This is a genomic window from Brevundimonas sp. GW456-12-10-14-LB3 (assembly GCF_059424365.1).
In genome coordinates, this window is sequence record NZ_JBWKZJ010000003.1 from 89,765 (window position 1) to 101,909 (window position 12,145).

Sequence of the window (12,145 nt, forward strand, 5' to 3'; positions counted from 1 at the left end):
CGTCAGCCCGGATCGCGCGCGTCCGGAGCCCAGTATTCCAGCCGCTGATAGGCTTCGCCCAGGAAGACGGCGGCCAGGGGCGCCTCCAGCCCCGACAGGATCAGGGCGGATACCACGTCCCTGGCGGCGCCGGACAGCAGGCCCGCAGCGGAGAGCCCGATCAGGACCAGCTTGGGCAGGCCGACCACGATCAGCCCGCCCAGCAGGGGCCAGAAACTGCCCTCGGCGACGCCCATGCTGTTCAGCGAGACCATATGCCCGCGCCCCAGGGTGGCCGGAGCGAACAAGGACAGCCGCACGGCCATCACCAGAACCCCATAGGCCACCAGCAGGGTCACGACCGCGAGCAGGACCAGCTTCCACACCGGACCGACCGCAACCCAGTTCCGCTGGTTGATCGCCTCAGCGTCCAGCCCCGCCATGCCGAACAGGGCCAGAAGCAGCAGGGCCGCAACCGAGAGGATCATGGCCATGAAGACCGCGCACAGCAGGGCGGCGCCCAGCAGCCGCAGTTCCGGCCATCCGAACTGAAGACCGGCCGGACCCAGTCCGCGTCGCCGCGCCTCGTCCAGATCGGCGCTGACCGCGATCCGCGTCAGGCCGCCCGCCAGGGCCAAGCCAGCGGCAAGGCCGGCGATCTGGCCGACACCCCGCCCGATCATCGCCCACGAGGCTTCAACCGCATTGGCGCTCCACCCGGCGACGCTCCAAACGACGGCGCAGACCAGGATCGCGCCCCACGCGCCCCGCCAGGCCAGCGGCAGCTTTGCGAAGGCGGCCTTCAGGGTCTCGCCTAACGGCAACTGTCTGTGACGGTTCACGCGCACCCCCTCATCCCCGCCGCGACATAGCAGGGGATCATGACATCCCGCCAGACGGCCGCTAGAAGGCCGCGATGAACGCTTCCCCCACATCTCCTTCTCCTGTTCACGTCATCGGCGGCGGCCTGGCCGGCTCGGAAGCCGCCTGGCAGATCGCTCAGGCCGGCGTGCCCGTCATCCTGCACGAGATGCGAGGCGTGCCCGGCGTGAAGACCGACGCCCACCAGACGGACGGACTGGCCGAACTGGTCTGCTCCAACTCCTTCCGCTCGGACGATTGGGAGTACAATGCGGTCGGTCTGCTGCACGCCGAGATGCGGGCGCTGGACTCGGTCATCATGGCCTGCGGGGACGCCCATCAGGTGCCGGCGGGCGGCGCCCTGGCGGTGGATCGCGACGGCTTTTCCCAAGCGGTCACGGCGAAGCTGGAAGCCCACCCCCTGGTCACCGTCGTGCGTGAGGAGATCGCCGGCCTGCCGCCTGAGGATTGGGATAATGTGATCGTCGCTACCGGCCCCCTGACTTCGCCCGCCCTGGCCGAGGCGATCCTGAAGGCGACGGGCGAGGAAAGCCTCAGCTTCTTCGACGCCATCGCCCCCATCGTCCATGCCGACAGCATCGACTTCGACATCGCCTGGCGTCAGTCCCGCTATGACAAGGAAGGCCCCGGCGGAGACGCCGCCGCCTACGTCAACTGCCCGATGGACAAGCCCCAGTACGAGGCCTTCATCGACGCCCTGCTGAACGGCCCCAAGGCCGAGTTCAAGGATTGGGAGCACGTCCCCTATTTCGACGGCTGCCTGCCGATCGAGGTCATGGCCGAGCGGGGGCGCGAGACCCTGCGGCACGGGCCGATGAAGCCGGTCGGGCTGACCAATCCGCGCAATCCGACGGTCAAGCCCCACGCCATCGTCCAGCTGCGTCAGGACAATGCGCTGGGTACGTTGTTCAACATGGTCGGCTTCCAGACCAAGCTGAAGCACGGAGCTCAGGCCGAGGTCTTCCGCATGATACCGGGGCTTCAGAACGCCCAGTTCGCGCGCCTGGGCGGCCTGCACCGCAACACCTATCTGAACAGCCCCCAGCTGCTGGACAAGCAGTTGCGGCTCAAGGCCATGCCCCGCCTGCGCTTCGCCGGCCAGGTCACGGGGGTCGAAGGCTATGTCGAGAGCGCGGCCATGGGCCTGCTGACCGGCCGCCTGGCCGCCGCCCAGGCCCTGGGTCGCGACCTGTCGGCGCCCCCGCCTGAGACCGCCATGGGCGCCCTGGTCGAACACATCACCGGCGGACACCTGGAAGGCTCGAAGTTCCAGCCGATGAACATCAACTACGGCCTGCTGCCCCCGCTGGAGGCCCCCAAGGTCGATGAAGACGGCAAGCGCATCCATCCCAAGGAACGCGGCCGGGCGAAGAAGCGGTTGCAGAGCATTCGGGCGATGGAGAGCCTGAAGGCCTGGCGGGACGCGGTGACGGCTTAAACCACCGTTCCGAACAGACGTCCGATTCCGGCGGTGACCGCCATGGCGAGCACGCCCCAGAAGACGACGCGCACCACCGAGCGGGGGATGTCGGCCCCGCCCGCACGCGCGCCCATGCCGCCCAGGACCGCCAGACCGACAACGGCGCTGGCGGAGACCCAGATAAGGAGGCCGTCGGTCGGCGCGATCGCCACGGCGGCCAGGGGAAGAACCGCGCCTGCGGCGAAGGTGGCGGCGGATGTCAGGGCCGCCTGAATGGGGCGCGCGGTGGTGAAGCCGGAGATGCCCAGTTCGTCGCGCGCATGGGCGCCGAGGGAGTCGTGAGCCATCAGCTGTTCGGCCACGGCTCTGGCCGTGTCGGGCTGGACCCCACGCGCGACATAGATACCCGCCAGCTCGTCCAGCTCGGCCTCAGGCGCAGCGGCCAGTTCGGCCGCCTCTCTGGCCAGATCGGCCTTCTCCGTATCGGACTGGGAGCTGACCGAGACATATTCGCCAGCGGCCATGGACATGGCGCCGGCGACCAGTCCGGCGACGCCCGAAACCACAACCGAGCCCTTCGAGGCCTCGGCGGCGGCGACGCCGACGATCAGGCTTGCAGTGGAGACGAGGCCGTCGTTAGCCCCAAGGACAGCGGCTCTCAGCCAGCCGATACGCTCGATTAGGTGGCGTTCAGAATGGGGTCGGGCCATGGCGGCCTCCGTGTGTCTGCACCTCTAGACCAGACCCAAAAGCCCGTGGGCGCAAGCCCGATCTGGATCAAATCCGCCCGACGAAGGCGGCCAGGATCAACCGCAGCCGCCGGAAGGCCTCGGGCCGGTCACGCCCGGACAGGGCGGCGTGGGCCACGGCGGGGAAGGCGGCGACCGGCAGGGTCTTCAGGGCGGCGTTGGCGGCCTTGCGCCCGGCCCTCGCCTCGTCCGCTCGCCCGACCTGGGTCAGGCCCCAGACCCGTCCGGCCTCGATCACCTTATCCACATGGCCAGGACCGGCCAACACATGGACCGCCGTCTGCATGGGCCCCACGTAGAAGGCGTCGAGATCATGGGGCTGGCTGTGGACGCGGCCGATATGGGCCTCGATCAGGGCGTCGAAGGGGGCGCGGTCCAGGCTGTGACGGGCGACGAGATCCGTCAGGGCCTCGAGCACCGGATGGCCCTTGCGCGGGACGGCGGCGAAGACTCCATCCAGCTGTTCGGCCCACCAAGTGTAGCGCATCTCGGCCAGCAGGGGCTGGGTCACGCGCGTGGGTATGACCATCAGCTCGGCCTCGAAGGCGTAGAGGGTGATCAGATCGGCGCGGGAGCGATCATCGGCGACCAGTCGGCTGGACAGCCAGCGGTCCAGATCGGCGGCGCGAACCTGGGCGTCCAGGCCTGCCCCCCCTGCCGCAGGAGCAGGTTCAGGCGGCACGCGAAACGGCGAAATCGGCCAGGTCTTCCAGGGCCGCGCGCCAGTCGGATGCGGGCAGGACCGACAGGGCGGCCTTGGCCTGATCGGCGTAGTCGCCGGCCAGGTCCAGGGTCGCGCCGATGGCGCCGGAGCCGACGACCAGTTCACGGGCGCGGGCGAAGTCGTCGGGCGTGCGTTCGCCCTTGGTCACGGTCCGCTCCCAGAAGGCGTCCTCGCGGCCCCGGGTGCGGGCCACGGCCAGCAGCAGCGGCAGGGTGGCCTTGCCCTCGTTGAAATCGTCGCCGGCGTTCTTGCCCAGGGCCTCGGCGGTCGCGCCGTAGTCCAGGGCGTCGTCGGCCAGCTGGAAGGCGATGCCCAGGGCCATGCCGTAATCGCGCAGGGCCTTGACCGCCTCGGCCGACGCCCCGGCGCCCACGGCCCCCGCCTCGGCGGCGGCGGCGAACAGTTCGGCGGTCTTGGCCGAGATGATCTGAAGATAGGTGGCCTGGTCCAGGTTCAGGTCGTGGGCGCGGGTCAGCTGCAGCACCTCGCCTTCCGAGATCACGCGCGAGGCCTCGGCCAGAATGCCCAGAGCCCGCATCGAATCCGTTTCGACCATCAGTTCGAAGGCGCGGGCGAACAGGAAGTCGCCGACCAGGACGCTGGTCGGTGCGCCCCAGATCAGATGTGCGGCGACCTTGCCCCGACGCAGCTCCGACGCATCCACGATGTCGTCGTGCAGCAGGGTGGCGGTGTGGATGAACTCCACCGCCGCCGCCAGCTTCTTGGGCGACAGAATGTCCCCCTGCGCGCCCGTGGCCCGGGCGGCGGCGACTGTGAGCAGGGGCCGCAACCGCTTGCCCCCCGCCGAGACCAGATGTTCGGCCAGTTTTGGGATGATCGGCACATCCGACTGCATCCGGTCGATGATCAGGGCGTCCACCTCGGCCATATCGGTTCCGGCCAGCCGGACGAGGGCGTTCACATCCCCCTTCGGACGGGGAAACACGGCAGGGGCGAGGTCCAAGGGGATACTCTTTCGCAGGTCGCGCAACGTCCGCCGCGCAGCTAATTCCGACCGCGTCCGCTTGCCGGATCGCGATGGCGCGCACAATGGTGATCACCCCCCGGAGGGTCAAGGAGATTGAGGCTTGGACAGCGTTCCCGCCGCGCCGGAAGTCGTCGAGAACGCCCTGTTAGGCGGGCGGGTGCGCTTGCGACAGCCCGCACGGGGTTATCGCGCCGGCATGGACGCCGCCCTGTTGGCCGCCGCCGTCGCGCCACGGCCGGGCGAGCGGCTGTTCGAAGCCGGCTGCGGCGCGGGGGCGGTCCTGATGCAGATCGCCGCCCGTCATGAGGGGGCTTTCCTGACGGGGCTGGAGCGCGATTCGCTCGCCGCCGATCTGGCGCGTCAGAATGCGGCGCTGAACGGTTTCACGGACCGTATGACCGTCATCGACGGCGAAGTGGCGGCGGGCTTCCGCCCCCTGGAGCTGCCGGCCTTCGACTGGGCCGTATCCAATCCCCCCTTCTTCGACGACCCGGGCGCCCTGCGCGCGCCGGCCCCGGGCAAGCACGGCGCCTGGATGGCCGACGACGGTCTGGCGGCGTGGACCGGCCTGCTGCTGAAAGCGGTGCGCGAGGGCGGCCGGATCGTGATCATCCACCGCGCCGACCGCTTGGCCGATCTTCTGGCCCTGCTGGGAGACAAGGCCGGATCCTTCGCCATTCGACCGATTCAGCCCTTCGCCGAGAAACCGGCCAAACGGGTGCTGGTCCGGGCGATCAAGACCGGCAAGGCGCCGTTGCGCCTCCTGCCGCCGCTGGTGCTGCACGACCGGTCGGGCGCCAAACACACGCCCGAATCCGAGGCCCTTCTGAGAGGCGAAGCCGCTCTGGACTGGTGAGACGCCCCGTCCCGAGACAGGGCGCCCGACCCGCCGATACTCGCCTTATTTGCTCTCGCGCCTCAGGATCGCTACATCCGCGGCAACCTCCCCTATTCGACGAAACCCCAAGGGCGAAATCGCACCTCATGGCGCAGCAATATATTTTCCAGATGCAGGGTCTGACCAAGACCTTCCCCGGCGGCCGCAAGATCTTCGAGAACATCTGGCTCAGCTTCTACAACGACGCCAAGATCGGCGTGGTCGGGGTCAACGGCTCGGGTAAGTCCACCCTGCTGAAGATCATGGCCGGTCTGGACACCGAATTCTCGGGCGAGGCCCGCGCCGCCGACGGAATCAAGCGCGGCTATCTGGAGCAGGAGCCCCAGCTGGATCCCGCCCTGAACGTTCGCGAGAACGTCGAGGCCTGGTGCGAGGAGAAGCAGTGGGTCAATCGCTTCAACGCCGTCGCCGCCGAACTGGGCGAGAACTACACCGACGAGCTGATGGAGGAGATGACCAGCCTCCAGGAGAAGATCGACGCCGCCGACGTCTGGGACATCGACAGCCGCATCGAAATGGCCATGGGCGCCCTGCGCTGCCCGCCCGACGACTGGGAAGTCACCAACCTGTCCGGCGGTGAGAAGCGCCGCGTCGCCCTGGCCCGCCTGCTGCTGTCCAAGCCCGACATGCTGCTGATGGACGAACCGACCAACCACCTGGACGCCGAATCCGTCGCCTGGCTGCAGCACCACCTGGAGAACTTCCCCGGCTGCGTCATCCTGGTCACCCACGACCGCTACTTCCTGGACCAGGTCACCAAGTGGACCCTGGAGCTGGACCGCGGCAAGGGTCACCCGCACGAGGGCAACTATTCCTCCTGGCTGGAAGCCAAGCAGAAGCGCGTCGTTCAGGAACAGTCGGAATCCGAAGCCCGCCAGCGCGCCCTCACCCGCGAACTGGAATGGGTCCGTTCGGGCGCCAAGGCCCGTCAGGCCAAGTCCAAGGCCCGTCTGGCCGCCTACGAGCGGATGGTCGAGGAGCAGGAGAATATGCGCGGGGCCCAGACCCACGCCCATATCCAGATCCCGCCCGGCCCGCGCCTCGGCAATGTGGTGCTGGAGGTCGAGGGCCTGCAGAAGTCCTATGGCGACAAGCTGCTGTTCGACAATCTGACCTTCAAACTGCCGCCCAACGGCATCGTCGGCGTCATCGGCCCCAACGGCGCCGGCAAGTCGACCATGTTCAAGCTGATCACCGGTCAGGAAAAGCCCGACGGCGGCTCGATCCGCGTCGGGGAGACAGTGAAGCTGGCCTATGTCGACCAGTCGCGCGACGACCTGAAGCCGGACGAAACCATCTGGCAGGCCATCTCCGGCGGCACCGACGTGATGATGGTCGGCAAGCGCGAGATCAACACCCGCGCTTATGTCGGCAGCTTCAACTTCAAGGGCGGCGACCAGCAGAAGAAGGTCGGCCAGTTGTCGGGCGGTGAGCGCAACCGCGTCCACCTGGCCAAGACCCTGGCCGCCGGCGGCAATCTGATCCTGCTCGACGAACCGACCAATGACCTGGACATCGAGACCCTGCAGAACCTCGAAGAGGCCCTGGAAGAGTTCGCCGGCTGCGCCGTGGTCATCTCCCACGACCGCTGGTTCCTGGACCGTCTGGCCACCCACATTCTCGCCTTCGAAGGCGACGGCCATGTGGAATGGTTCGAGGGGAACTTCGAGGCCTACGAACAGGACAAGATGCGCCGCCTGGGCGCCGACAGCATCATTCCCAAGCGCCTGCAACACCAGAAGTTCGGGCGCTGATCGCCTGATCTAAAAAGAGGAGCCGCTGCATGACCCAACGCCCCGCCGTTCTCATCATGCAGCGGCATCTCGCCCCGCTCTCGCCGATCCTAGAGAGCGCCTATGACGTCTACCGCTTCTGGGAAGGCCCGCCGATTGAGGCCGCCCATGACATCCGCGCCCTGATCGTCGCCGGCGAGGCGCCGCTGGACAAGGGGCTGATCGAACGCCTCCCGGCCCTCGATCTGATCGCCTGTTTCACCTCGGGCTATGACGGGATCGACATCGACTGGTGTCGTGAACGCGGCCTGCCCGTCACCCATGCGCCGGGCGTCAATCATGAAGACGTCGCGGACCACGCCCTGGGCCTGATCCTGGCCGCGCGTCGGCAGATCGTCTCGGGCGATCGTCAGGTCCGGTCGGGCGGCTGGACCGCCGAGACCCGCAGCATCACCCCCTCGCTCGGCGGCCAGAAACTGGGCGTCGTCGGCCTGGGCGCCATAGGCGCGGCCGTGGCCCGACGCGCCGAGACGTTCCGCATGGATGTGAGCTGGTGGGGCCCTCGCCCCAAGGACGCCGAATGGCCCCGGGCCGACAGCCTGTCGGCCCTGGCCAAGGCCAGCGACATCCTGGTCGTCGCCTGCAAGGCCGATGAAACCAATCGCGGCCTGATCTCTCGCGAGGTGCTTCAGGCCCTGGGGCCGGACGGCCTGCTGGTCAATGTCGCGCGCGGCCAGTTGGTCGATGAGGACGCCCTGATCGACATGCTGAAATCCGGCGCCCTGGGCCAGGCGGCCCTGGACGTCTTCATGGAGGAGCCGACCGAGCCTTCACGCTGGGCCGATGTTCCGAACCTCGTCCTGACGCCCCACACCGCCGGCGCGACGACCGCCGGGGTGCAGGGCATGCTGATGCTGCTGATGCAGAATCTTCAGGCGCATTTCGCGGGCCAGCCGCTGAAGACGCCGGTCGAGTGATCAGTCCGGGCGTTGCGGACGCTGGGGGCGTTCATCGGCCGTGACGACGCCGTCGCCGTTCTTGTCCATGGCCTTGAACATGGCTTCGGCGCCGGCCTCCATCTCGGCCTTGGTGATGAGTCCGTTCCCATCCGCATCGGCGCGGCTCAGCATCCGACCGCCCGGCGAGGCGGACAGCTCCGAGGCGTTGATCGCGCCGTCATGGTTGGCGTCGATACGGTCGAACATGGCGCTTATCCTCGCCTTCATGTCAGCGAGGGGCTCGCGCTCCGGCGGACGCATCCCGCCCATTGGCGGCGGGCCGGACATCTGCCCCCCGCCCATCGGCGGCTCAGGAAAATCGCTCTGCGCCAGGGCCGGTCCGGCGACGAGGAGGGCGAAGGTTGAGATCAGAAGACTGCGCATGGAACCACTCCAAAGGGATTGCATCTCCTTCAACGGCGAAAGGAAGCCTTCCCGTCGCGGCCTTTGCGCGCAGGTTTTTGCTTGCCAAATCATATAAAGATATCTTTATATGATCATATGAGCTTGAACGCCGATCAGACTGTCGAAGCGCTTCGCGCCGCCGGCGAACCCACCCGCCTGCGCATCCTGTCTCTGCTGGCCAGTGAAGAGCTGTCGGTCATGGAGATGTCGCGCATTCTGGACCAAAGCCAGCCCCGCGTCTCGCGTCACCTGAAGCTGATGACCGATTCCGGGCTGATCGAGCGGTTTCCCGACGGCGCCCGCGTCTATTACCGCCTGTCGCACGATCCCCATGCGCGGCGGCTGATCGACACCGTGCTGGACATTCTGGCCGATGACGCCGGAGAGGCCGACCATCGGCGACTGAGCGAGGTGCAGAAGGACCGACAGCAGGCGGCCGAAAGCTATTTCGAACAGATTGCGCCCCAGTGGGACCGACTGCGCTCCCTCTATGTCAGCGAAAGCGCCGTGGAGGCCGCGCTGGAAAGGGCGGTGGGGCCCGGCCCTTTCAAGCGTGTCGTCGATCTGGGCACCGGCTCGGGACGGATGCTGACCCTGTTCGGCAAGAAGGCCAAGATGTCGGTCGGGCTGGATCTGAGCCAGAACATGCTCAACATCGCCCGCGCCAATGTCTCCAAGGCCGGGCTGAGCAAGGTCGAACTGCGTCACGGCGACATCTTCGCCACCCGTCTGCCCGCCGGCAGCGCCGATCTGGTGATCGTACATCAGGTCCTACACTATCTCGCCGATCCCTCGGCCGCCGTGGCCGAGGCGGCGCGTCTGGTCTGCCCGGGCGGGCGGCTGGTCATCGTCGATTTCGCCCCGCACGACTTCGAACATATGCGCGAGGCGCATCAGCACCGCCGCCTGGGCTTCGCAGACGCAGAAATCACCGGCTGGCTGGTCGAGAACGACCTGACACCCTCTGCGCCCATCGCCCTGCCCCCCGATAACGAAGGGCTGACCGTGACGATCTGGACGGCGGAACGCAGGGCGGCGCCGGCCGCCGCCCAAGGCAGAAAGAGCGCATGATGACCGGTTCCTCCACCAATCTGGCGGAAGCGCGGGCCCTGCTGCTCTCGCCGCTGGGGCCGGTCGCGCGCGCCGGATCGAACCGCGAAACGGTGCGGGTCTCCTTCGAGTTCTTTCCGCCCAAGACAGACGAGGCCGAGGTCAATCTGTGGAAGGCGATCCGCCGGCTTGAGCCGCTGAACCCCGCCTTCGTCTCCGTCACCTATGGAGCGGGTGGTTCGACGCGGGAACGCACCCACCGGACCGTGCAAAGGATCATCGCCGAGACGGCTTTACGTCCCGCCGCCCACCTGACCTGCGTCGACGCCAGTCGGGATGAGGTGGACGAGGTGATCGCCGGCTACAAGGCCATCGGCGTCGATCACATCGTCGCCCTGCGTGGCGATCCGCCCGGCGGCGGCGGCATCGGCGGCGTCTATCAGCCCCGCGCCGACGGCTACGCCAACGCCACCGAACTGACGGCCGCCATCAGCCGCATCGGGGGCTTCGACGTCACGGTGGGCGCCTATCCCGAGAAACATCCCGAGAGCTCGTCCATCGATCACGACATCGAGGTGCTCAAGGCCAAGGTGGACGCCGGCGCGACCCGCGCCGTCAGCCAGTTCTTCTTCGACATCGACGCCTTCCTGCGTTTCCGCGACCGGGTGCGGGCGGCGGGGGTGACCATTCCCCTGATCCCCGGCGTCATGCCCGTGTCCAACTTCGCCGGCCTGGTCCGTATGTGCGGCGCTTGCGGCGCGGGTATCCCCGACTGGCTGAAAGCTCATTTCGACGGGCTGGACGACGATCCGGAGACCCGCAAACTGCTGGCCGCCTCCATCGCCGCCGAGACCTGTGCGCGTCTGCAGGAAGAAGGCTTCTCCGACTTCCACTTCTACACCCTGAACCGCGCCGATCTGGTCTATGCGATCTGCCGCGTGCTGGGCGTGCGTGAACAACAATCCTCCCCAATTGGGGGAGGGGAACCGCGAAGCGGTGGAGGGGGACAACCGCAGGCGCCGACGTCAGGGGTAAGCCCCCTCCGTCGCTCCGCTTCGCTGCGCGCCACCTCCCCCAACGGAGGAGGAGCGCAATGACTCGCGCCGAACGGATCGCCGCCCTGCATGCGGCGGCCAAGGAACGCATCCTGGTCCTCGACGGCAGCTGGGGCGTGATGATCCAGCGTCGGGGCCTGTCGGAAGCCGACTTCCGCGCCGACCGTTTCGTCGCCGCCAACGGCTATGACGAGACGCACCAGATGAAGGGGAACAACGACATCCTCTGCATCACCCGGCCGGATATCATCTCGGACCTGCACGACCAGTATTACGCCGCCGGCGCCGACATCTCCGAGACCAACACCTTCTCCGGCACCACCATCGCCCAGGAGGACTACGCCCTGGACGCCCAGGCGGTGTGGGACATCAATCTGGAAGGCGCCAAACTGGCCCGCGCCGCCGCCGACCGCTGGACGGAGAAGGAGCCGCACAAGCCGCGTTTCGCCGCCGGCTCCATCGGTCCGCTGAACAAGATGCTGTCCATGTCGTCCGACGTGAACGACCCCGGCGCCCGCAGCGTGACCTTCGACCAAGTCTATGAGGCCTATCGCCATCAGGTGAAGGCGCTGAACGAGGGCGGCGTCGATCTCTATCTGATCGAGACCATCACCGACACGCTGAACTGCAAGGCCGCGATCAAGGCGATCAAGGATCTGGAGGACGAGGGCATGGACGCCCTGCCCATCTGGATCTCGGGCACCATCACCGACCGATCGGGCCGCACCCTGTCGGGCCAGACGGCCGAGGCCTTCTGGAACAGCGTGCGCCACGCCAAACCCTTCGCCGTGGGCTTCAACTGCGCCCTCGGCGCCGACCTGATGCGGCCCTTCATCGCCGAACTGAGCCGCGTCGCCGACACCCTGGTCGCCGCCTATCCCAACGCCGGCCTGCCCAACGCCATGGGCCAGTACGACGAGGAGCCGCACGAGACCGCCCACTTCATCGAAGAATGGGCGGCGTCGGGTCTGGTCAACATCGTCGGCGGCTGCTGCGGCACGACGCCGGACCACATCAAGCACGTCGCCGAAGAGGTCGCGCCGCTGAAACCGCGCGCGATCCCGGAGCGGCCGGTGGCCCTGCGGCTTTCGGGGCTTGAACCCTTCGAGATGGTGGCGTGACAGGCTTCCCTCCCCGCTCATCCCCGCGAAAGCGGGGACCTAGTCCTTTGGGCGACAGCCATCACCATGATGTCTTCGCTCGCGATCCCATGCACCGTGCCTCCCAAAAGCACTGGGTCCCCGCTTTCGCGGGGATGAGCGGA

At 67.7% G+C, this 12,145-nt stretch carries 12 protein-coding genes; 7 read left to right on the forward strand and 5 right to left on the reverse strand.

Annotation, left to right across the window (positions count from 1 at the left end; translation table 11 throughout):
* Positions 1–2 precede the first annotated feature (2 nt).
* Positions 3–821 carry a hypothetical protein gene (locus AC07XS_RS02285; protein WP_182713527.1) on the reverse strand — a complete coding sequence of 273 codons (819 nt, stop codon included), beginning with the start codon at positions 819–821 and terminating at the stop codon, positions 3–5.
* Positions 822–895: 74 nt separating this feature from the next.
* Here AC07XS_RS02285 and trmFO point away from each other — a divergent pair, with 74 nt between their 5' ends.
* Positions 896–2,299: a methylenetetrahydrofolate--tRNA-(uracil(54)-C(5))-methyltransferase (FADH(2)-oxidizing) TrmFO gene (gene trmFO / locus AC07XS_RS02290; protein WP_054766141.1), complete on the forward strand. Its 1,404-nt coding sequence runs from the start codon at positions 896–898 to the stop codon at positions 2,297–2,299.
* On the opposite strand, the gene AC07XS_RS02295 is transcribed toward trmFO, so the two are convergent.
* From AC07XS_RS02295 to AC07XS_RS02305, 3 genes are all read right to left on the reverse strand, one after another.
* Positions 2,296–2,991, reverse strand: a complete 696-nt coding sequence (locus tag AC07XS_RS02295) for a VIT1/CCC1 transporter family protein (RefSeq protein WP_054766142.1) — start codon at positions 2,989–2,991, stop codon at positions 2,296–2,298. The genes trmFO and AC07XS_RS02295 overlap by 4 nt on opposite strands.
* A gap of 67 nt (positions 2,992–3,058) precedes the next feature.
* Positions 3,059–3,712 carry a squalene/phytoene synthase family protein gene (locus AC07XS_RS02300; protein WP_054766143.1) on the reverse strand — a complete coding sequence of 218 codons (654 nt, stop codon included), beginning with the start codon at positions 3,710–3,712 and terminating at the stop codon, positions 3,059–3,061.
* Positions 3,702–4,718: a polyprenyl synthetase family protein gene (locus tag AC07XS_RS02305; RefSeq protein WP_152950621.1), complete on the reverse strand. Its 1,017-nt coding sequence runs from the start codon at positions 4,716–4,718 to the stop codon at positions 3,702–3,704. The genes AC07XS_RS02300 and AC07XS_RS02305 overlap by 11 nt, the downstream gene beginning before the upstream one ends.
* A gap of 124 nt (positions 4,719–4,842) precedes the next feature.
* On the opposite strand from AC07XS_RS02305, the gene AC07XS_RS02310 reads away from it, so the two are divergent.
* The 3 genes from AC07XS_RS02310 (at position 4,843) to AC07XS_RS02320 (ending at position 8,350) form a co-directional block, all read left to right on the forward strand.
* Positions 4,843–5,598, forward strand: a complete 756-nt coding sequence (locus tag AC07XS_RS02310) for a tRNA1(Val) (adenine(37)-N6)-methyltransferase (protein WP_182713528.1) — start codon at positions 4,843–4,845, stop codon at positions 5,596–5,598.
* Positions 5,599–5,726: 128 nt separating this feature from the next.
* Positions 5,727–7,394, forward strand: a complete 1,668-nt coding sequence (gene ettA, locus AC07XS_RS02315; RefSeq protein ID WP_182713529.1) for an energy-dependent translational throttle protein EttA — start codon at positions 5,727–5,729, stop codon at positions 7,392–7,394.
* A 29-nt stretch (positions 7,395–7,423) separates the two neighbouring features.
* Positions 7,424–8,350, forward strand: coding sequence for a 2-hydroxyacid dehydrogenase (locus AC07XS_RS02320; RefSeq protein ID WP_182713530.1), 927 nt, complete (start codon positions 7,424–7,426; stop codon positions 8,348–8,350).
* Here the strand turns inward: AC07XS_RS02320 and AC07XS_RS02325 are convergent, their stop codons facing one another.
* On the reverse strand, positions 8,351–8,755 hold the full coding sequence (locus AC07XS_RS02325) for an EF-hand domain-containing protein (protein ID WP_182713531.1): 405 nt from the start codon (positions 8,753–8,755) through the stop codon (positions 8,351–8,353).
* A gap of 117 nt (positions 8,756–8,872) precedes the next feature.
* Here AC07XS_RS02325 and AC07XS_RS02330 point away from each other — a divergent pair, with 117 nt between their 5' ends.
* The 3 genes from AC07XS_RS02330 to AC07XS_RS02340 are packed head-to-tail and all read left to right on the forward strand — an operon-like array spanning position 8,873 to position 12,002.
* Positions 8,873–9,847 (forward strand): metalloregulator ArsR/SmtB family transcription factor, encoded by a 975-nt coding sequence (locus AC07XS_RS02330; protein ID WP_182713532.1) that lies wholly within the window; start codon positions 8,873–8,875, stop codon positions 9,845–9,847.
* Positions 9,844–10,923: a methylenetetrahydrofolate reductase [NAD(P)H] gene (gene metF, locus AC07XS_RS02335; RefSeq protein ID WP_287397874.1), complete on the forward strand. Its 1,080-nt coding sequence runs from the start codon at positions 9,844–9,846 to the stop codon at positions 10,921–10,923. The genes AC07XS_RS02330 and metF overlap by 4 nt, the downstream gene beginning before the upstream one ends.
* Positions 10,920–12,002: a homocysteine S-methyltransferase family protein gene (locus AC07XS_RS02340; RefSeq protein ID WP_182713533.1), complete on the forward strand. Its 1,083-nt coding sequence runs from the start codon at positions 10,920–10,922 to the stop codon at positions 12,000–12,002. Before metF ends, AC07XS_RS02340 begins: the two co-directional genes overlap by 4 nt.
* The last annotated feature ends 143 nt before the right edge of the window (positions 12,003–12,145 follow it).